15 protein-coding genes and 1 pseudogene are annotated in these 20,320 nt (G+C 70.2%); 9 read left to right on the top strand and 7 right to left on the bottom strand.

Annotated features, from left to right (window positions below):
* Positions 1–75 precede the first annotated feature (75 nt).
* Positions 76–2,096, top strand: a pseudogene (locus OG430_RS28460) (PTS fructose transporter subunit IIABC).
* A gap of 142 nt (positions 2,097–2,238) precedes the next feature.
* Complete coding sequence (locus tag OG430_RS28465) at positions 2,239–2,487, top strand: hypothetical protein (protein ID WP_327355461.1); 249 nt, start codon at positions 2,239–2,241, stop codon at positions 2,485–2,487.
* A 9-nt stretch (positions 2,488–2,496) separates the two neighbouring features.
* Here the strand turns inward: OG430_RS28465 and OG430_RS28470 are convergent, their stop codons facing one another.
* From OG430_RS28470 to OG430_RS28485, 4 genes are all read right to left on the bottom strand, one after another.
* The gene (locus OG430_RS28470; protein WP_327355462.1) at positions 2,497–3,282 is read right to left on the bottom strand and encodes a DUF6227 family protein; all 786 of its coding nucleotides are present in this window, start codon (positions 3,280–3,282) and stop codon (positions 2,497–2,499) included.
* A 212-nt stretch (positions 3,283–3,494) separates the two neighbouring features.
* On the bottom strand, positions 3,495–4,604 hold the full coding sequence (locus tag OG430_RS28475) for a P1 family peptidase (RefSeq protein ID WP_327355463.1): 1,110 nt from the start codon (positions 4,602–4,604) through the stop codon (positions 3,495–3,497).
* A 14-nt stretch (positions 4,605–4,618) separates the two neighbouring features.
* The gene (locus OG430_RS28480) at positions 4,619–5,803 is read right to left on the bottom strand and encodes a low temperature requirement protein A (protein ID WP_327355464.1); all 1,185 of its coding nucleotides are present in this window, start codon (positions 5,801–5,803) and stop codon (positions 4,619–4,621) included.
* 187 nt (positions 5,804–5,990) lie between these two features.
* Entirely contained in the window at positions 5,991–6,740 is a 750-nt protein-coding gene (locus OG430_RS28485; RefSeq protein ID WP_327355465.1) for a sirohydrochlorin chelatase, read from the bottom strand.
* Between the two features lie 266 nt (positions 6,741–7,006).
* Here OG430_RS28485 and nirB point away from each other — a divergent pair, with 266 nt between their 5' ends.
* From nirB to OG430_RS28520, 7 genes are all read left to right on the top strand, one after another.
* The gene (nirB, locus tag OG430_RS28490) at positions 7,007–9,778 is read left to right on the top strand and encodes a nitrite reductase large subunit NirB (protein WP_327355466.1); all 2,772 of its coding nucleotides are present in this window, start codon (positions 7,007–7,009) and stop codon (positions 9,776–9,778) included.
* Between the two features lie 198 nt (positions 9,779–9,976).
* On the top strand, positions 9,977–11,395 hold the full coding sequence (locus tag OG430_RS28495) for an MFS transporter (protein WP_327355467.1): 1,419 nt from the start codon (positions 9,977–9,979) through the stop codon (positions 11,393–11,395).
* Positions 11,396–11,551: 156 nt separating this feature from the next.
* The gene (locus OG430_RS28500) at positions 11,552–12,889 is read left to right on the top strand and encodes an anaerobic C4-dicarboxylate transporter family protein (RefSeq protein ID WP_327355468.1); all 1,338 of its coding nucleotides are present in this window, start codon (positions 11,552–11,554) and stop codon (positions 12,887–12,889) included.
* A gap of 256 nt (positions 12,890–13,145) precedes the next feature.
* Positions 13,146–15,404: a formate C-acetyltransferase gene (gene pflB / locus OG430_RS28505; RefSeq protein ID WP_327355469.1), complete on the top strand. Its 2,259-nt coding sequence runs from the start codon at positions 13,146–13,148 to the stop codon at positions 15,402–15,404.
* A gap of 144 nt (positions 15,405–15,548) precedes the next feature.
* Entirely contained in the window at positions 15,549–16,349 is an 801-nt protein-coding gene (gene pflA / locus OG430_RS28510) for a pyruvate formate-lyase-activating protein (protein ID WP_327355470.1), read from the top strand.
* A 99-nt stretch (positions 16,350–16,448) separates the two neighbouring features.
* The gene (locus tag OG430_RS28515) at positions 16,449–17,861 is read left to right on the top strand and encodes a NarK family nitrate/nitrite MFS transporter (protein ID WP_327355471.1); all 1,413 of its coding nucleotides are present in this window, start codon (positions 16,449–16,451) and stop codon (positions 17,859–17,861) included.
* 22 nt (positions 17,862–17,883) lie between these two features.
* Positions 17,884–18,090, top strand: coding sequence for a hypothetical protein (locus tag OG430_RS28520; RefSeq protein ID WP_327355472.1), 207 nt, complete (start codon positions 17,884–17,886; stop codon positions 18,088–18,090).
* A 10-nt stretch (positions 18,091–18,100) separates the two neighbouring features.
* Here the strand turns inward: OG430_RS28520 and mscL are convergent, their stop codons facing one another.
* The 3 genes from mscL to OG430_RS28535 all read right to left on the bottom strand — a co-directional run bounded on the left by mscL (position 18,101) and on the right by OG430_RS28535 (position 20,307).
* Complete coding sequence (mscL, locus tag OG430_RS28525) at positions 18,101–18,637, bottom strand: large conductance mechanosensitive channel protein MscL (RefSeq protein WP_442816565.1); 537 nt, start codon at positions 18,635–18,637, stop codon at positions 18,101–18,103.
* An 84-nt stretch (positions 18,638–18,721) separates the two neighbouring features.
* Positions 18,722–19,249 (bottom strand): RcpC/CpaB family pilus assembly protein, encoded by a 528-nt coding sequence (locus OG430_RS28530; RefSeq protein WP_327355474.1) that lies wholly within the window; start codon positions 19,247–19,249, stop codon positions 18,722–18,724.
* A gap of 224 nt (positions 19,250–19,473) precedes the next feature.
* A complete protein-coding gene (locus tag OG430_RS28535; RefSeq protein ID WP_327355475.1) occupies positions 19,474–20,307 on the bottom strand; it encodes an S-methyl-5'-thioadenosine phosphorylase in 834 nt (277 codons plus the stop codon).
* Between the last annotated feature and the right edge of the window lie 13 nt (positions 20,308–20,320).

The raw sequence follows: 20,320 nt of genomic DNA on the forward strand, positions 1-20,320 counted from the left end.
GAAGTTCTCGAAGCACCCGCAGTGCCCTGCCAACACCCCCCACAGCCCCCGCACATGCGAGCAAAGGAGCCCGCGATGAGCCAGATGATCACCGCGGAACTGGTCGACCTCGACCTGTCCGCCGAGACGAAGGAAGCCGCGGCGCGTTCGCTCGCCGAGCGGATGGTGGCCCTGGGGCGGGTGACCGACCTGGACGGGTTCCTCGCCGATGTCGCGGCCCGCGAGGCGCAGATGCCGACCGGGCTCGACGGCGGCATCGGGATCCCGCACTGCCGCAGCGCCCATGTCACCGAGCCGACGCTCGCCTTCGGGCGGTCGGCGACGGGCATCGACTTCGGGGCGCCGGACGGGCCCGCCGACCTGGTGTTCCTGATAGCCGCGCCCGCCGGGGCCGACAGCGATCACCTGTCCATCCTGTCGTCGCTCGCACGGCAGTTGATGGACGCGGAGTTCACGGGCGCGCTGCGCGCGGTGGGTGATGCGGCGGACGCTGCCGCGATGATCAGGGGCGATGAGGCTGTCGTACCGGCTGAGACTGTCGAGGAGCCTCCTGCGCAGGCCGCCGACGACGGCACGTTCAAGATCGTCGCAGTCACCTCCTGCCCCACCGGCATCGCCCACACCTACATGGCCGCCGAGTCCCTGGAGAACGCGGGCCGCGACGCGGGCATCGAGCTCGTCGTCGAGACGCAGGGCTCCGCCGGGTTCACCCGGCTCGACCCGGCCGTCATCGCCGCCGCGACGGCGTGATCTTCGCTCATGACGTGCCCGTACGGGACAAGGAGCGGTTCGCCGGAAAGCCCACCGTCGACGTCGGGGTGAAGGCGGGCATCAACCGCCCCGCCGAGCTGATCGCCGAGGTGCGCGACAAGGCCGAGCGCGGCGATGTCTCCTCGGGTGCGGCCGCCACTCCGGTGGAGAAGGCCGGCGAGGAAGGCGACGGCTACGGCACAAAGCTGCGCAAGTGGCTGATGTCCGGCGTCAGTTACATGGTTCCGTTCGTGGCCGCGGGCGGACTGCTCATCGCCCTCGGCTTCGCGATCGGCGGCTATGAGATCAACACCGCCAAGTCGGTGGCCGAGCACTTCGTGTGGACCGAGGCGGCCAGCTGGGCCGCGCTGTTCTTCCAGGTCGGCGGGCTCGCCTTCGGCTTCCTGGTGCCGGTGCTCGCCGGTTACATCGCGTACGGCATGGCGGACCGGCCCGGTCTGGTGCCGGGCTTCGTCGGCGGTGCGGTCGCCGTCACCATCAACGCCGGGTTCCTCGGCGGTCTGGTCGCCGGTCTGATCGCGGGCGGCACGGTCATGGCGATCCAGCGGGTGCACATCCCGCCGGTGCTGCGCGGCGTCATGCCGGTGGTGGTGATCCCGCTGATCTCCTCGGCGGTGGTCGGCTTCCTGATGTTCCTGGTGGTCGGCAAGCCGATCGCCTCGCTGCAGGGCGCGCTCACCGACTGGCTGGAGGGCCTGAACGGCGCCAACGCGATCATCCTCGGCGTGATCCTCGGCCTGATGATGTGCTTCGACCTCGGCGGCCCGCTGAACAAGGTCGCGTACGCCTTCGCGGTCGGCGGCCTGGGTGCCAATGCCACGGACGGCAACCTCAAGGTGATGGCCGCGGTCATGGCGGCCGGCATGGTCCCGCCGCTCGGCATGGCGCTGGCCACCACCGTGCGCGGCAGGCTCTTCACCAAGACCGAGCGCGAGAACGGCAAGGCCGCCTGGGTGCTCGGCGCCTCCTTCATCACCGAGGGCGCGATCCCGTTCGCGGCCGCCGACCCGCTGCGGGTCATCCCCGCCTCGATGGCGGGCGGCGCGGTCACCGGCGCCCTGTCGATGGGCTTCGGCTCGACGCTGCAGGCTCCGCACGGCGGGGTCTGGGTGGTGCCGCTGATCGGGCAGCCGCTGCTCTACCTGGTGGCGGTCATCGCCGGTACGTGTGTCACGGCGGGCGTGGTCGTCGCGCTGAAGGGGATGCGCAAGCCGGTGGCCGGCGCCGGCTCGGAGAAGGTCGCCGTCGCGGCGGGGGCCAGCTCGCAGGACACCGCGGTGGCCGTCTCGGAGGCCGCCTCGGCGAAGGCGTCGGTCGCGCTCTGACCTCGCCTTTTCCAGCTGACGGAAGAGCCCCGGTACCCCAAGTGGTGCCGGGGCTCAATGCCTTGCGAGATACGTCACTTCGGGACCAAAGTCCCAAGACGGGCCTGTCGTAAGTCCCGCCCCATGTTGTCTACTGACCGGCATGTTCGATCATGTCTCAGTCCTTCAGCAGATCGGCCTGTCCGTCCTGATCGTGGCGACCGTGGTGTGGGTCGTCGGCCTGGTGCGGATGTTGCGCCGAGACCGGTTCGCGGTGACGGTGTGGCGCGACGCGCAGCCGCTGTACGCGATGCCGCGCCAGTACCACCCCGTCGAGTCCGTGGAGCTGACGGCGGCCGAGCGCGATGCCTTCGCCGGGCTCGTACGTCAGCTCACGGACGGACGTCCGTAGTTCGGCGGCTCAGCCGTCCGCGCGGCGCTCCATGGCCGTGCGCGCCGCTTCCTCGGTGAGGTAGACCTCGCACATGTGGCGGCCGTCCGGTGTCGCCGTGTGCTCGACCTCCCAGAGGCTGATCTCGCTGCCGTCGCCGAGCAGGAACGCGTGCTCGTACAGCGCGAAGCCGAGCCCCGCGGTGCCCACGGCGCCGGGCCGGCCGAAGGCCTGCGTTATCTGATGGGCGAGCGATGAGCGCAGCAGGCGTGCGGTTTCCTCGCCGGGCCGGTCCGTGCCTCGCGGGTTCTCCGCGCGGCGCAGCAGGCGGCGGGCGTGGTCCACGGAGTCGTCGGGGTTGGCCGGTGCGTACACCCTCTCGGTCGGTGCGGGGGCGACGATCAACTGCAGGGCGTCCAGCGGGTCGCAGCCCGAGACCGGGCGTGATTCCGGCCCGTGTTCGGAGTCGGGCCCGGGCGCTGAGCACACGTCCGCGCGGATGTCGAAGGGCAGCCGGGCGGCGGCGATGCGGGCCGCTTCCTCGTCCGTGTAGAGCTCGTGCTGCTCGGGCCCGTCCTGCGTCGTGCGGTGGATGAGCTCCCACAGGCTCGCCGTCTCGCCGTCCGCGAGCAGGAACGTATGCCGGTACGTCTCCCGGTGCAGCCCTCCGCTGTGGTGCGCGGAGCGCAGCGAACGGTCGTGCGCGAGCGCCGTCCCGAGGCGGGCCAGTGTCTCGTCGGGCAACTCGAAGGAGTTCAGGGCGTGCGCGAGGAGCTGCTCGAGGTGCTCCTCGGGTGTCTCGTACTCAACGCTCAAGGCATCTCCCGGCGTCGCTGTGTCGCGTGGTTCAGCGCGGCTGTTCAGCGCGTCGGTCGGCGTGGTCCGGCGCGTCGACGGCCGCTGCTGTCGCTGCATGTCACCTTGTGACCGCTCACCGTAGTCCCTGGGTCGGACATCGTGTCCGTCGTTCGGGAAAACGTACGAGCCCGTTCCCAAGTTCCCGGGTTTCAGGCGCCAGTTCCCTGGTTTCAGGCGCCGTAGAGCTGTCGGTACGAGGGGAAGGTTCCGCCCGGACCGTCCACCGGCTCGGCCGCCTCGACGGCCCGCACGATGGCCCTGGTCAGCACGTCTGCGCCCGCCGCGAGGATCTCGTTGGCCGCGAGCATGGCGGGGAACGGATCGTCCGGCAGCGGCTTTTCGCCGGTCGCGAGGGCGAAGACCGTGTCGCCGTCGTGCAGCAGGTGCACGGGACGGACGGCGCGGGCCAGCCCGTCGTGCGCGGTGCCGGCGAGCTTCTGGGCCTGGGCGCGGGTGAGTCCGGCGTCGGTGGCGATGACGGCGAGCGTGGTGTTGAGGGGCGGGGGTGCGGGGGTGCCGCTCCCGGGGCCGGCCGGGACGCCGGTGGCCTCGGCCTGGCGGCGCGTGGACTCGGCGCGGGCTTCGGCGAGTTGGGCCTGGGCGCGGGCGTGGATGTCGGGGTCCGGGTACGTCACCGGGCCCGCCTCGCTGTCGAAGTGGCGCCCGTAGAGCACGCCGGTGTTCGGGTCGGCCACCGCCCCGACCGCGTTGACCACCACGAGCGCGCTCACCGTGAAACCGGCCCCGACCTGGACGCTCGCCGTGCCGACGCCGCCCTTCATGCCGCCCGCGACCGCGCCGGTGCCCGCGCCGACATTGCCCTGCGCCACCTCGGTCGACGCCTGCTGAGCCGCCTCCCGGCCGAGCGCGGCATCCGGGCGGGCCCGCCAGTCGCCGCCCCGGCCCAGGTCGAAGACGCAGGCGGCGGGGACGACGGGGACGACCTGGCCGGGGCCGCCCACGGGGAAGCCGCGGCCCTGCTCCTCGAGCCAGTTCATGACGCCCGTCGCGGCATCGAGGCCGTACGCGCTGCCTCCGGTCAGGACGATCGCCTCGACGCGCTGGACCAGGTTGCGCGGGTCGAGCGCGTCGGTCTCGCGGGTCCCGGGTCCGCCGCCGCGTACGTCCACGGCGGCCACCGCGCCGCCCTCGGGCGCGAGTACGACGGTCGTGCCGGTCAGCCAGCCGTCGCCGGAGCGGGAAGCGTGTCCGACCCGGATGCCGGCCACATCGGTCAGGGAGTCCATGGGCTTGCCGAGATCCGACTTGTCGAGGTCCATGACGCCCATCCCTATCACGCGAGTTGACGCTCCGAACGGGCCATCCGGGCCGTCAAGGTCGTGCCTGTGGCGACCGTCGAGGCAGCCACGAGGCCCGCGGCGAGCACCGCCCAGCGGCCCGCGAACGTACAGCCAAGAATCGCCAACGCGCTCACCGGCAGCACGAGTTGCTGGGCGAGCCCCACCTTGAAGTGACGCGAGTGCAGCGCCCACACGGTCAGCAGGTACACCGCCGTCGGCACCGTCACCGCGGCGGACGCGGCGAGCGTGGAGATGTGCGCCTTGTGCACGGCCTCCTCGACGGCCACCTCCAGGCCCGCGCCGATCGCCGCGGCCGAGGCGAAGATCAAGTAGTGGCCGTAACCCCACAGGAAACCCTGCCGGTTGGAGCTCAGATGCCCGTGGATGGGCACGACGAAGTAGATCCACCACGCGGCGAACACGATGAGCAGCCCGCCCGCGGCGATCGGCAGCAGCTCGCCGAGCGCGTCGTGCTCGTCGATCCCCGACTTCACGGCGACGGTGGCCGCCGCGATCGTCTCGCCGAGCACGATGATGGTGAACAGGCCGTACCGCTCGGCGATGTGATGCGGATGCCAGGTCGTCTGCCGGTCCTTCTCGGCGTACGCGGGTACGCACATCTCGGCGATCACCATGACCAGGAACAGCCAGCCCCTGGCCCCCTCCGGCAGCGCGACCAGCCCCACCCAGCCGATCTGGCAGAGCGCCAACCCGCCCGCGTACCGCAGTGCCATCCGCCGCTCGGCGCCGCTCGACGCGCGGGCGGCGCGCAGCCACTGGGCGATCAGCGCGAGCCGCATCACCAGATACCCGAGCCACACCACCACGAAGTCGTGGTCCTGGAACGCCTTGGACACCCCGGCGGCGAGGATCAGCACGCCCGCGATCTGGACGAGGGTAACCACCCGGTACAGCGCGTCGTCGTTGTCGTACGCCGACGCGAACCAGGTGAAGTTCATCCAGGCCCACCAGATGGCGAAGAACACCATCGCGTAGTTGAGCACGCCTTCCCCCGCATGCCCCTCGGCGACGGCGTGCACCAACTGCACCCCCGCCTGCGCGACCGCCACCACGAAGCAGAGGTCGAAGAAGAGCTCGAGCGGAGTGGCAGCACGATGTCCCTCATCGCGACTGCGGGCGGCCATCGGTCGCAGGGGGTGCGCTGGTGGGGTCGTCATGCGGACAGGGTGCCCGGCCGGAGGGCGGGGGGATGCCGCCAAACGCCGGGCTGGCGAATCTTTCAGCCCGTACGTCGCTCGTTCTTTCAGCCGGGCTTCGTTCTTTCAGCCCGTCCGGCGTTTGAGGACACCGCCCGAAGGGCGGAAGGCTTCGCAGAATTACGGGAAGGGGCGGGGTGGGGGAAACTCAGCCCGCAACCCCCACGACCCGCACCTCGGAACGCACCGCGGCCTCGTACCGCCGAAGCACCACCCGGGCAACCCGCGGATGATCCGCAAGAGGCTCGGCAACGGCCCAGGCCCCAACCCCCGCCAGCGCACGCGTAAACCGCCCCGGCGCCAGCAGATGCGTGGCCACGGCAACCCGCCGATACCCCGCATCCCGCAGCCGCTGCACCGTATCCGGCACGGTCGGCTCGGCAGCCGAGCAATAGGCGGGCAGCACCGGCACAGTGCCCCGCTCCGCCTCAAGGAGCGTATGCAGCTGCGCCACAGCAGTGCGAGCCCCGTCGTTCCCCCCGTCGCGCGACGACCCGGCCGAGGCCACCACGACCGCATCCGCCCGCCCCCCGCCGGCCAGGCTCTCCGCCTCCCGCAACCGCCCGTACAGGGCCAGCGCGATGTCCTGCTCCCCGGCGAGCCCGGCCGTGAGCGAGACCGGCAGCGGCCGCGGCTTCGCGACGAGCGCCGGAATGTCGATGGTCCGGTGGAACCCGTTCCCGAGCAGCAGCGGCACCACGACGGCCCGCTCCCGCGCGGCCTGCGCGAGATGGTCGAGCGCCTGCCCGAGGGAGGGCCGCTGGATGTCGAGGTGCCCCACCACGGGGCGTACACCGGACATCGCCTCGACGGCGTCGCAGAGCCGCCCGACGGTGGCGGCGGCCGCGGGCACGGCACTGCCGTGCACAGCGAGAACCAAGGTGGGGGAGGAGGGCATGCCCTCGACGCTACGCGCGCGGGGGGTGCGCCCGGATCGGCCGGATGGCCACTGAACCGCGGGCCGGGTCCCGGAACGGGCGGGACCGTGGACCACCGCCGACCGGGCCGCAAGTCCTGTGCAGTGGGGCCCTTCACGGCCCGGCCGGCCCGGCCACCAGGCCTACCGTCGAATGAGGACCCCGCAACTGAGGACTCCTCAACGCAAGCCCGCGCGGCCACCTGCCCGCCCGGCCCCCTCGACGTACGACGGAGTGTGAATCCCCCATGGCACAGACCCTGGTGCTCATCGGCCACGGCATGGTGGGCCAGCACTTCCTCGAGGTGCTTGCGGAACGCGGCGCGCTCGCGGGCCCGGGCGGCGGACCCGGCTGGCACGTCACGGTGCTCGCCGAGGAGGACCGCGTCGCCTACGACCGCGTGCACCTGTCCTCCGCCTTCACCGGCGCGACGGGCGACGAACTCTCCCTCACCGACGACGAGTTCATCCAGGCGCACGGCATCGACCTGCGCCTCGGCGACCCGGCCGAGCACATCGACCCGATCGCACGCACGGTGACCACGACCTCGGGCAACGTCGTCTCGTACGACGCCCTGGTCCTCGCCACGGGCTCCTTCCCGTTCGTCCCGCCGATCGAGGGCGCCGACGCCCCCGGCTGCTTCACCTACCGCACCCTCTACGACGTCGAGGCCCTCACCGCCTACGCCGACGGCAAGCGCACCGGCGTCGTCGTCGGCGGCGGACTGCTCGGCCTGGAGGCCGCGGGCGCGCTGCGCACCCTCGGCCTGCAGACGCACGTCGTCGAGTTCGCGCCCCGTCTGATGCCGCTGCAGGTCGACGACGGCGGCGCCGCCGCGCTGCGCGCCACCATCGAGCAGATGGGCGTCGCGGTGCACACCGGCGTCGGCGCGAGCAGCGTCGAGACGGACGGTGACGGCAGCGCGCGGGGCCTGCGGCTCAGCAACGGCGAAGAGATCAACGCCGACGTCGTCGTCTTCTCCGCGGGCGTCCGCCCCCGCGACCGCCTCGCCCGCGAGGCCGGTCTCGCGGTCGGCGACCGCGGCGGTGTGGTCGTCGACGAGCACTGCCGCACCACGGACGCGTACGTGTACGCGATCGGCGAGTGCGCCCAGACCGCCGACGGCCGGGTCTACGGCCTGGTCGCGCCCGGCTACCAGATGGCGGAGGCCGCGGCGAGCGCGCTGGCGGGCGACGGCAGCAAGGTCTTCAACGGCGCCGACACCTCCACCAAGCTCAAGCTGATGGGCGCCGACGTGGCGTCCTTCGGCGACCCCTTCGCCAAGGAGGGCAAGGACGGCGCGGTCTCCGTCGTCTTCTCCGATTCCCGCGACGGCGTCTACAAGAAGCTTCTGCTCGGCCCCGACGGCTCGCTGCTCGGCGGCATCCTGGTCGGCGACGCCGAGGCCTACGGCTCCCTGAAGCCGCACACCGGCAAGCAGCTCCCGGCCCCCGCCGAGGCCTATGTCGGCCCGGCCACCGCCGCCGACATCCCGGGCGCGGACGCGCTGCCGGACGACGCGGTCGTCTGCTCCTGCCACAACGTGACCAAGGGTGCGGTCACTTCGGCGATCGCCGCCGAGGGCCTCACCGACATCGGTGGCATCAAGAAGTGCACCAAGGCCGGTACGGGCTGCGGCGGTTGCGTCGGCACCCTGCAGGCCGTCCTCGACGCCGAGCTCTCCGCGGCCGGCATCGAGAAGGCCAAGGGCCTGTGCGAGCACTTCGAGCTGTCCCGCTCCGAGATCTACGACGTCGTACGCACCGAGCACATCCGGTCCTTCACCGAGCTCCTGGAGAAGTACGGCAAGGGCTACGGCTGCGCGGTCTGCAAGCCCGTCGTCGGCAACGTACTGGGCACCCTGGCCCCGGAGTTGGGCCTGACCCACATCCTCGACGGCGAGCAGGCCTCCCTCCAGGACTCCAACGACCTCTACCTCGCCAACCTCCAGAAGGACGGCACCTACTCGGTCGTCCCGCGCATCCCCGGCGGCGAGATCTCTCCCGAAGCGCTCATCGTCATCGGCGAGGTCGCCCGTGACTACGGCCTCTACACGAAGATCACCGGCGGTCAGCGCATCGACCTCTTCGGCGCCCGTGCCGAGCAACTCCCCGAGATCTGGCAGCGGTTGGTGGACGCCGGCATGGAGTCCGGTCACGCCTACGGCAAGTCCCTTCGTACGGTGAAGTCCTGCGTCGGCTCCAAGTTCTGCCGCTTCGGCCAGGGCGACTCGGTCCAGCTCGCCATCGACATCGAGCTCCGCTACCGGGGGCTCAGGTCGCCCCACAAGGTCAAGGGCGGCGTCTCCGGCTGCCTGCGCGAGTGCGCGGAGGCCCGCGGCAAGGACATCGGCGTCATCGCCACCGCCAACGGCTGGAACCTGTACGTCTGCGGCAACGGCGGCACCCAGCCCCGCCACGCCGACCTGCTCGCCGCCGACCTCGACGCGGCCGGCCTGTTCCGCCTGATGGACCGCTTCCTCATGTACTACGTGCGCACCGCCGAGCGCCTGGAGCGCACGTCGGCGTGGCTGGAGCGCATCGACGGCGGCCTCGACCACCTCAAGGCCGTCCTCATCGAGGACTCCCTCGGCATCTGCGCCGAGCTCGAGGCCCAGATGGACCGCCACGTCGCCGCCTACCAGGACGAGTGGGCCGCCGTGCTCGCCGACCCGGCGAAGCTGGCCCGCTTCAAGCCCTTCACCTCCGCGCCCGAGGACGGGGTCTCGTTCACGGATGCCATCGAGAGCGCTGTCGGTGACCTGGAGCCGGGCCGCGGCCGCGTCGCCGTGCGGCCCGACGGCACCGAGGCGGCCCTGTTCAAGGACGCCGAGGGCGAGGTGTACGCCGTCGGCAACCGGGACCCGTTCTCCGGCGCCGGCGTGATCGCCAACGGCATCATGGGCTCGGTCGGCGACATCCCGGTCGTCGCGTCCCCGATGCACAAGCAGGTCTTCGACCTGCGCACCGGCGTCTGCCTGGACGACCCCGAGGTCGCGCTGCCGGTCCACAAGGCCTGAGGCCCACTTTCCCTTCGCGCCACTCCTGCCGTCCGGTCCGAACAGGCCGGACGGCAGGTGGACAACGGGACCTACGACAGTTGCCATCCGGGGCCCTAGGGCAGCGGGCATAGGCGACCAATTCCCCTGAACTTTCCCGTAATTCACATACACCCTGGATAGGTAAGGATTCCCTCCTCCACCACCAGGAACTAAGCCATGAGTCCTGCCGTCCAAGAAGCAGCCGCGGCCACCCAGCCGTCGTACGACCCGGAGCAGTACCGTCCGGGCCGCACCATCACCGACTGGGAGCCGGAGAACGAGCTCTTCTGGAAGTCCACCGGCAAGCGGGTCGCCACCCGCAACCTGTGGATAGCCGTCCCCGCGCTGCTCGTCGCCTTCGTGGTGTGGCAGGTGTGGAGCGTCACCGCAACGAACCTCAAGGACGTCGGCTTCGCGCTCAGCGACTCGCAGCTGTTCTGGCTGACGGCCATCCCGGGTATCACCGGCGGTACGGCCCGGATCTTCTACACCTTCCTCGGCCCGAAGATCGGCCAGCGCACCTTCACCGCCCTGTCCACGGTGGTGCTGATCGTCCCGCTGCTCTGGCTGGGCTTCGCGATCCAGGACACCTCGACGTCCTTCGCCACCCTGGGCATGATCGCGGCGCTGTGCGGCATCGGCGGCGCCAACTTCTCCTCGTCGCTCGCCAACATCGGCTTCTTCTTCCCGAAGGCCCAGAAGGGCAACGCGACCGGCATCAACGGCGGCCTCGGCAACCTCGGCGTCTCCGTCGTCCAGCTCCTCACCCCGATCGTCATCACCAGCTCGGTGATCGCCATCGGCTCGGGCCAGCACAACGCCAAGACCGGCAAGGACGTCTACCTCCAGAACGCCGCGTTCCTGTGGGTCCCGATCCTGATCGTCCTGGCCGCGATCGCGTGGTTCGGCCAGAACAACCTGAAGACCGCCTCCACCTCCTTCAGCCAGCAGAAGATCATCTTCAAGCGCAAGCACAACTGGCTGATGACCTGGCTGTACGTCGGCACCTTCGGCTCGTTCATCGGCTTCGCCGCGGCCTTCCCGATGCTGATCAAGACCACGTTCCCCGCGTACTCGGTCGCGACCTTCGCCTGGATGGGCCCGGCCCTCGGCGCCCTGGCCCGCTGGGCCGGCGGCTGGATCGCGGACAAGCTGGGCGGCGCCCGCGTCACCATCCTGTCCTTCGTGGGCATGGGTGCCTCGATCATCGGCGTGATCAACTTCCTGCCCAGCGGCGGCAACGGCGGCAACTTCGCCGGCTTCTTCGCCTGCTTCCTCGCGGCGTTCTTCTTCTCCGGCATCGGCAACGGCTCCACGTTCCGCCAGATCCCGGTGATCTTCCGCAACCAGCACCTGAAGGGTCTGACGGAGGGCACGCCCGAGTTCGCGAAGGCGCTCAAGCAGACCGAGATGGAGGCGGGCGCCGTCACCGGCTTCACCGCGGCCATCGCCGCCTACGGCTTCTTCTTCATCCCGGCGCTGTTCGCCAACTTCGCGGTGACCAGCGCGATGTGGGGCTTCGTCGGCTTCTACGTCTCCTGCATCGTCGTCTGCTGGTGGTTCTACGCCCGCAAGGGCGCGGAGTCGCCCTCCTAGCAGCACCCGTCGCCCTCGGGAGCCACGGACCACCGGCCATCGCCTACGCCTTCGCCGGGTCCGCGGCCTCCGGGGGCACCGGCATGTCCGGGCTCGGTCGAGCCCGCCCGCCTCCTCGCCCCGCTCGGCACGGTCGACCGCAGAAAGCCCACCCCCATGATCAGCATGCTGCTCCAACTCGTCGTCATGATCGGCGCCATAGCGCTCGGCTCCCGCAAGGGCGGGGTCGGCATGGGCCTGTGGGGCGCGGTCGGCGTCTTCGTCCTGGCGACCGTCTTCGACGTGGCGCCCGCTGACACCTCCGGCATCGTCGACGTGATGCTGATCATCCTCGCCGTGATCATGGCCGCGGCGGCGATGGAGGCGGCGGGCGGCATCGAGTACCTGGTCGGCGTCGCCGAGAAGGCGATCCGCCGCAATCCGTCCCGGGTCACCTTCATCGCGCCCGTCGTGAGCTGGCTCTTCACCCTGGGCGCGGGCACGGCCCACGTCTTCTACCCGCTGCTGCCCGTCATCCACGACGTGGCCCGCGAGGGCGGCGTACGCCCCGAACGACCCATCGCCGTCTCCTCGATCGCCGCGACCGTGGGCATCACCGCCTCGCCCGTCTCCGCCGCGATGGCCGCCATGATCGTGCTGTACGACAAGGACGGCTGGGGGCTGCCGAAGATCATGGCCGTGGCGGTGCCGGCCACCCTGCTCGGCGTGCTCGTCGCGGCCCTCGTCCAGTCCCGGATCGGCAAGCCGCTGGACCAGGACCCCGAGTACCAACGGCGCCTGGCCGCAGGCGAGATCGAGCCGGTCGCCGCCGAGGGAACGCAGGCGGAGGCCAAGCCGCTGAAGCCCCGGGCGCGCTGGTCGGCGTACCTCTTCCTGGCCGGCACCGTGGCCGTCGTGGTCAGCGGCCTCTTCCCGGACCTGCGCCCGGAGGTCCCCGGCGCCAAGGGTTCGGCGCCGCTCTCCATGCCCGCCACCATCGAGATCCTGATGATGGCCGTGGCCGCGCTGATCCTGCTGGTCTGCAAGGTCGACGCCAAGAAGATCCCGGGCAGCGAGGTGGCCCGCTCCGGCCTCGTCGCCGTCATCGGCGTCTTCGGCCTGTCCTGGCTCGGCCTGTCCTTCATCGGCGCCAACGAGAAGCGCATCACCGACGCCCTCGGCGGCATCGCCGAATCCCAGCCCTGGTTCTTCGCGGTGATGCTCCTGTTGCTCTCCTCGCTGCTGTTCAGCCAGGCGACCACCACCAAGGCCCTGATGCCGCTCGGCGTCGCGCTCGGCATCCCCACGCCGCTGCTGATCGCCATGTGGCCGGCCGTGAACGGCTACTTCATCCTGCCGACGTACGGCACCTACATCGCGGCGATCAACTTCGACCGCACCGGCACCACGAAGGTCGGCCGCTTCGTGGTCAACCACTCGTTCATGATTCCCGGCCTGGTCACCGTCACGACGGCGGTGCTCGCGGGCTTCGGCATCGCGGAACTGCTCGCGTAACCCCGCCGGGACTGCTCGCACACGTGCCTCCGCGGATCGCACAAGTACCTCCCCGAAAAACTTGTGAAAGTTTTCACAAGCGAACTTAGGTCCTTGGTCCTGGCCAAAACCGCAGGTCAGGCGGGGCGCGTCCGATTCGATCCCGTCGGGCGCGGGACCTTCGGGTCCCAATCAGGGACCAACGCCGCCCCAAATGATCGATCAAAAGCAGTGCAATGGATGAGGTAGCAATGGCGCGACTCGGAAGGTGCGGGCGATGACTGCAACTCCTGCGGAGAAGACGGTTAACGACGAGGCCTGGAAGGGCTTCAAGGGCGGCCTGTGGCGGGACGCGATCGACGTCCGCGACTTCGTCCAGCAGAACTACACCCCGTACGAGGGCGACGACGCCTTCCTCGCGGGCCCCACGGAGCGCACCACCGCGGTGTGGAACAAGCTCCTCTCGATGTTCCCCGAGGAGATCGAGAAGGGCGTCTACGACGTCGACGTGAAGACCCCGTCGCGCATCGACGCCTTCGCGCCGGGCTACATCGACGCCGACAAGGACCTGATCGTCGGCCTCCAGACGGACGGCCCGCTCAAGCGCGCCATCATGCCCAACGGCGGCTGGCGCATGGTCGAGGGCGCCCTCAACTCCTACGGGTACGAGGCCGACCCCGAGGTCCGGGAGATCTACACCCACCTCCGCAAGACCCACAACCAGGGTGTCTTCGACGCCTACACCCCGGAGATCCGCGCCTGCCGCTCCTCCGGCATCATCACCGGCCTCCCTGACGCCTACGGCCGCGGCCGCATCATCGGCGACTACCGCCGTGTCGCCCTCTACGGCATCGACCGCCTCATCGAGGACAAGCAGGCCGTCAAGGTCGAGCTCGACGCCGAGTGGCCGAACGAGGACGTCATCCGCGCCCGCGAGGAGACCTCGGAGCAGATCAGGGCCCTGGGCGAGCTCAAGGCGATGGCGCAGTCGTACGGCTACGACATCTCCCGCCCGGCCGAGACCGGCCGCGAGGCCGTCCAGTGGCTGTACTTCGCGTACCTCGCCGCGGTCAAGGAGCAGAACGGCGCGGCCATGTCGATCGGCCGCATCGACAACTTCCTCGACATCTACCTGCAGCGCGACATCGAGGCCGGCCTCATCACCGAGGAGCAGGCCCAGGAGTTCATCGACGACTTCGTCATCAAGCTCCGCATCGTCCGCTTCCTGCGCACCCCCGAGTACAACGAGCTGTACTCCGGCGACCCGACCTGGGTCACCTGGTCCATGGCCGGCATCGGCGAGGACGGCCGCCCGCTGGTCTCCAAGACGACCTTCCGCGCGCTGCAGACCCTGTACAACCTGGGCCCGGCCCCGGAGCCGAACCTGACCGTCTTCTGGGCGCAGGAGCTCCCCAAGGGCTTCAAGGACTACGCCTCCAAGGTCGCCATCGACACCTCGGCCATCCAGTTCGAGTCCGACGAGCTGATGCGCCCGAAGTACGGCGACGACACCGCGATCGCCTGCTGCGTCTCCGCCATGGCGGTCGGCAAGCAGATGCAGTTCTTCGGCGCCCGTGTGAACGTCGCCAAGGCGCTCCTGTACGCGATCAACGGCGGCCGTGACGAGAAGTCCGGCAAGCTCGTCGTCCAGGGCTTCGAGCCCATCGAGGGCGAGTACCTCGACTACGAGAAGGTCGCCGAGCAGTACGACTCGATGCTCGAGTGGCTGGCCAAGACGTACGTACACGCGCTGAACGTCATCCACTACATGCACGACAAGTACGCCTACGAGCGCATCGAGATGGCGCTGCACGACCGCGAGATCCTGCGCACCATGGCCTGCGGCATCGCCGGCCTCTCGGTCGCCGCGGACTCCCTGTCGGCTCTGAAGCACGCCAAGGTCAAGGTCGTCCGTGACGAGACCGGCCTCGCCGTCGACTACCAGATCGAGGGCGACTACCCGGCCTACGGCAACAACGACGACCGCGCCGACGAGATCGCCCAGCGCATCGTCACCGGCTTCATGGAGAAGATCCGCAAGTACCCGACGTACCGGAACGCGCTGCACACCCAGTCGGTGCTGACCATCACGTCGAACGTCGTCTACGGCAAGAAGACCGGCAACACCCCCGACGGCCGTCGTGCCGGCGCTCCGTTCGCCCCGGGTGCCAACCCGATGAACGGCCGTGACGAGCACGGCTACATCGCCTCCGCGATGTCGGTCGCCAAGCTCAACTACGACGACGCCGAGGACGGCATCTCGCTGACCAACACGATCACCCCGGACGCTCTCGGCCGCACTCCCGAGGACCGCATCGAGAACCTCTCCGGCGTGCTCGACGGCTTCATGGCCAGCGACGGCTTCCACATGAACGTCAACGTGCTCAACAAGGCGACCCTCGAGGACGCCATGGAGCACCCGGAGAACTACCCGCAGCTGACCATCCGGGTCTCCGGCTACGCGGTGAACTTCGTCCGCCTGACGCGCGAGCAGCAGCTGGACGTCATCAACCGCACGTTCCACGGCTCCCTCTGAGCCACCCCCGCGGTGAGCGGGCCCTGACTCCCCGAGACAGCGCCTGACGCACCGCCCCCAACTCGCGGCTCCCCGGGCCGGGACCTCACACCGGTCCCGGGAGCCGCGAATTCCAACTCTTCCCAGGAGTACGGGAGTTCGGCCATGACCATCCTGCTCGGTCAGAACATCAGCGCCGCGGCCACCACCCCGGCCGCCGCCGTCACCCACCGCCCCAGCGAGGGCTCGGTCCACTCCTGGGACCTGTCGACCGGCGTCGACGGCCCCGGCACCCGCTTCGTCACGTTCCTCTCCGGCTGCCCGCTGACCTGCCTGTACTGCCACAACCCCGACACGTGGAAGATGCGCAACGGCAAGCGGACGTCGGCCGACGACATCATCGCCGAGGCCCGCAAGTACACGAAGTTCATTGCCGCTTCGGGCGGCGGCGCCACCATCTCCGGCGGCGAACCGCTGCTCCAGCCGGTCTTCGCGGGCGAGCTCCTGCACCGCATGAAGCACGAACTCGGCCTGCACACCGCCCTCGACACCTCGGGCTTCCTGGGCGTACGCGCCACCGACGCCCTGCTGCGCGACGTCGACCTGGTCCTGCTCGACATCAAGTCCTGGGACCGCGAGACCTACAAGAAGGTCACCGGCCGCCCGCTGCAGCCCACCCTCGACTTCGCCCACCGCCTCGCCGACCTCGGCCAGGAGGTGAACGTCCGCTTCGTCCTCGTGCCGGGCCTCACCGACGACCCGGCCAACATCGAGGGCGTCGCCGCCTTCGCCGGCTCGCTCGGCAACGTCAGCCGTGTCGACGTGCTGCCCTTCCACAAGCTGGGCGAGGGCAAGTGGCAGGCGCTCGACATGAAGTTCACCCTGCACGACACCCCCTCGCCCGACCCCGAGCAGGTGGCCTTCGCGAAGAGCATCTTCGAGGCCCACGGCCTCAAGGCCGTCTGAGCCCGCAGCCCGCCCCGCCCAGCGCCCCGAGGGCTCCGCGCGTAACCCGTTCGGCCCACAGCGCGGGCGCCCTGAACAGGCCCTCCTTACGTTGGCCGGGTGAGCACTCCCACCGCAGGCCAGACGGGTACGGACAGCTACCGCCCCGGCTCGACGATCGCCGACTGGCATCCCGAGGACGCCACCTTCTGGCGCACGACCGGCCACAAGGTCGCCAAGCGCAACCTGTGGATCTCCATCCCCGCGCTGATGCTGGGCTTCGTCGTCTGGCAGGTCTGGTCCGTCACCGTGGTCCGCCTCGGCGACGTCGGCTTCGGGTTCTCCAAGTCCCAGCTCTTCTGGCTGACCGCGATCCCCGGCATCACCGGCGGCACCTTCCGCATCCTGTACACCTTCATCGGCCCGATCTTCGGCGAGCGGAAGTTCACCGCCTTCAGCACGATCATCCTGATCGCGCCCATGCTGTGGCTCGGCTTCGCCCTGCAGGACACCGGCACGCCCTACTGGGAGCTGGCCCTGATCGCGGCCGTCTGCGGCATCGGCGGCGCCAACTTCGCCTCCTCGATGGCCAACATCGGCTTCTTCTTCCCGAAGAGCGAGAAGGGCTCGGCCAACGGCCTCAACGGCGGCCTCGGCAACCTCGGCGTCAGCGTCGTCCAGCTGGTGGCCCCGCTGGTCGTGACGGCCGCCGTGCTCGGCGCCCCGGCCGGCGACCCGCAGCGCGACACCAAGAAGAACGCCGACGTCTGGCTGCAGAACGGCGCCTTCCTGTGGGTGCCGCTCCTGGTGATCATGGCCGTGCTCGCGTGGTTCCTGATGAACGACCTCAAGGTCGCCGCCGCCCCGTTCAGCCAGCAGAAGATCATCTTCAAGCGCAAGCACAACTGGCTGATGACCTGGCTGTACGTCGGTACCTTCGGCTCGTTCATCGGCTTCGCAGCCGCCCTGCCGATGCTCATCAAGGACAACTTCTCGGCGCAGGGCTACCAGGCCACCACCTACGCCTGGATCGGCCCGGCCATCGGAGCGCTCACCCGCTGGCTCGGCGGCTCGCTCTCCGACAAGATCGGCGGCGCCAAGGTCACCATGCTGTCCTTCGTCGGCATGGCGGCCTCCCTGGTCGTGGTGATCTTCGCGATCCCGACCGGCGGGGACCAGGGCAACTTCTGGACCTTCTACATCGGCTTCCTGGCGGCGTTCTTCTTCTCCGGCATCGGCAACGGCTCGACCTTCCGCCAGATCCCGGTGATCTTCCGTGACCAGCACACCCAGGGCGCGGCGGGCAAGAGCCCCGAGGTGCAGGCGGCCGCGCTCAAGCAGTCCGAGATGGAGGCGGGCGCGGTGACCGGGTTCTCCTCGGCGATCGCGGCCTACGGCTTCTTCTTCATCCCGGCGATGTTCGCGAACTTCGCCGTGACCAGCTCGCTGTGGCTCTTCATCGGCTTCTACGCCACGTGCCTGGTGGTCTGCTGGTGGTTCTACGCCCGCAAGGGTGCGGAGGCCCCCAGCTGACGCCTCGCCGTACCCTGGAGGCATGAGTACCACCCCCGACCCCGCCGAAGCCGGCGCGGCTGCCGAGCCCGAACCCAGGCCCCGCCCCGCGCTGGTCTTCGACGACCCGCTCGACCAGCAGTCCGCCGACGACACGGACCGGGGGTGGGGCGAGCGGCCCACCGCCGGCGGCGACAGCGCCGCCGACCTGGCCCGCTTCCTCGACGAGAAGCCGCCCCACCACCTCTGAGCAGGGGCCCCTACGGAGCGCCGGAGCCCGCGCCACCACCGGACCCGGAGCCGGAACCGCGCTGGGCGACCAGGGCGTCCCGGATCTCCTTGAGCACCTCCAGCTCGCTGATCTCCATGGTCTCCTGTACGCCCTCCTTGGCCTTCCTGCGCTGCTCGACCTTGGCGAGGTACTTGGCCATGGGCAGCACCATCAGGAAGTACACGACGGCGGCGGTGATCACGAAGCTGAGCGCCGCACTGAGCACCGAGCCCCACATGATCGGGACGCCCTCGACCACATTGCCGTCCTTGAAGGCGCACGGCGCCTTCAGGCACGAGCTGTACTTGTCCAGATCCTTGGTGCCGAGCGCCCCGACCAGCGGGTTGATGATGCCCTTCACCATGGCGTTGACGATGTTGGTGAATGCGGCACCGATGACGACCGCGACCGCCAGATCGATGACATTCCCGCGCGTCAGAAACGCCTTGAAGCCTGCCCAGACGCTGGGCTTCTTCTCCTCGGTCACCACGGAGACCTTCCTCGTATGTGCAGTTGACGGTGCCATTAGGCCCGCTTGCCCGGAAGGCCGTCCAATCAGCGCACACGAACAGGTGAGTTGACGAAACGCCAGTACGTGCCCCCGCGCGCCTCATCGCACCGTCACCGCCAACCGTGAGGTGGCGCCCGCCCCCGCCAGCTTCGCCGCGACATCCCTGGGCACGGACAGCACGACCAGCGCACCGCCCTGCCCGCTCTGCCCACCCTGCTCCGGAACGTCATCGGCCTTCGGCACCCGCGACACCCGTGCGCCCCGGGCCACGATCTTGGAAGTCTCACCGCCGCCCCCGAACCCGCCTCCGGAAGCGGCACCGGCCGCCACCACATCGACCCGGTCACCGGCCCGCAGCAGCCCCACCGCCGCCGCATCCGCGATCCGCACCGGAGCCGACACCAGCTCGACGGCGCGCCGCTCCCGCTCGGCCCCGCCCACGGGCGCGGCCGCCTCCGCGGGCCCAAAACCCTGTGCCCCGCCGGCGGCCAGCGCGGCAGCGGCCATCGCAAGCCCCGCCGCCATGGTCCGCCGCTTGCGCCGCACGGCCCGCCGCCAGCGCTGCCCGCCCGGCCCGCCACGCACTCTGAGCGGCGAGAAGTGCGGCACCTCGCACGGCGGAGGCACCGCCGAGGGAGCGTACGGAACGGGCGAAGCCCATGAGGGAGTCGTGCGGGAACGCGGAGAGGACACAGCAACCACCGCCTGCCATGAGGAACGTCGGCTGGACGCACCTCACGATCCACGGTCCGCCGCGACCGCGCCGAAGCCTGTGGACCACCCCGGGCCTGTGGACAACTCCCTCACCCGAAGGGGCAATTCCGCACTCCCGGGCCCCGCCTTGCCGAGGCTCAGGGAAGCTCGATCCCCAAGTCCCACCCATCATGCGCATGCGTGCACAGGCAGTCCCGGTCCGCCGTGGCCGGCAGCGCCCCCACCGCGTCGAACAGCACCTCGCGCAGCCGGGCGACGTTCTCGCCGAACACCTTCAACACCTCGGTGTGCGAGACCCCTTCGCCCGTCTCGGCCCCCGCGTCCAGATCGGTCACGAGCGACAACGACGTGTAGCAGAGCCCCAGTTCACGCGCGAGCACCGCCTCGGGGTGCCCGGTCATGCCCACCACCGACCAGCCCGCCGCGGCATGCCACTGCGACTCGGCGCGGGTCGAGAAGCGCGGCCCCTCGATGACGACCATCGTCCCGCCGTCCACCGCTTCCCAACCGCGTCCCCGCGCCGCCTTGAGCGCGGTGCGCCGCCCCTCGGGGCAGTAGGGGTCGGCGAAGGTCGTGTGCACCACGTTCGGGACGGTGCCGTCGGGCAGCGGTTCCCCGTCGAAGTACGTCTGCGTACGCGCCTTCGTACGGTCCACCAGCTGGTCGGGCACGAGCAGCGTGCCGGGCCCGTACTCCGCCCGCAGCCCGCCCACCGCGCACGGCCCGAGCACCTGGCGTACGCCGACCGACCTGAGCGCCCACAGGTTGGCCCGATAGTTGATGCGATGCGGCGGCAGATGGTGTCCACGCCCGTGCCGGGGCAGGAACGCGACCCGGCGTCCCGCTATGTCACCGAGGAAGAGGGAGTCGCTCGGCGGCCCGTACGGGGTGTCCACCGAGACCTCGGTGACGTCCTCCAGGAAGGAGTAGAAGCCCGAGCCGCCAATTACGCCGATCTCTGCGTTCGCCATGTCCCGCAGCCTA

Origin of the sequence: Streptomyces sp. NBC_01304 (assembly GCF_035975855.1) — a bacterium.
In the GTDB taxonomy this organism is placed as follows: domain Bacteria; phylum Actinomycetota; class Actinomycetes; order Streptomycetales; family Streptomycetaceae; genus Streptomyces.

Bases quoted from the DNA above. Each gene is read 5' to 3' on its own strand.
- nirB (WP_327355466.1), top strand. From the start codon at position 7,007: ATGGCACAGACCCTGGTGCTCATCGGCCACGGCATGGTGGGCCAGCAC.
- OG430_RS28520 (WP_327355472.1), top strand. From the start codon at position 17,884: ATGAGTACCACCCCCGACCCCGCCGAAGCCGGCGCGGCTGCCGAGCCC.
- OG430_RS28485 (WP_327355465.1), bottom strand. From the start codon at position 6,740: ATGCCCTCCTCCCCCACCTTGGTTCTCGCTGTGCACGGCAGTGCCGTG.
- pflA (WP_327355470.1), top strand. From the start codon at position 15,549: ATGACCATCCTGCTCGGTCAGAACATCAGCGCCGCGGCCACCACCCCG.
- OG430_RS28500 (WP_327355468.1), top strand. From the start codon at position 11,552: ATGATCAGCATGCTGCTCCAACTCGTCGTCATGATCGGCGCCATAGCG.
- OG430_RS28475 (WP_327355463.1), bottom strand. From the start codon at position 4,604: ATGGACCTCGACAAGTCGGATCTCGGCAAGCCCATGGACTCCCTGACC.
- OG430_RS28465 (WP_327355461.1), top strand. From the start codon at position 2,239: ATGTTCGATCATGTCTCAGTCCTTCAGCAGATCGGCCTGTCCGTCCTG.
- OG430_RS28495 (WP_327355467.1), top strand. From the start codon at position 9,977: ATGAGTCCTGCCGTCCAAGAAGCAGCCGCGGCCACCCAGCCGTCGTAC.
- mscL (WP_442816565.1), bottom strand. From the start codon at position 18,637: ATGGCACCGTCAACTGCACATACGAGGAAGGTCTCCGTGGTGACCGAG.
- OG430_RS28535 (WP_327355475.1), bottom strand. From the start codon at position 20,307: ATGGCGAACGCAGAGATCGGCGTAATTGGCGGCTCGGGCTTCTACTCC.
- OG430_RS28480 (WP_327355464.1), bottom strand. From the start codon at position 5,803: ATGACGACCCCACCAGCGCACCCCCTGCGACCGATGGCCGCCCGCAGT.
- pflB (WP_327355469.1), top strand. From the start codon at position 13,146: ATGACTGCAACTCCTGCGGAGAAGACGGTTAACGACGAGGCCTGGAAG.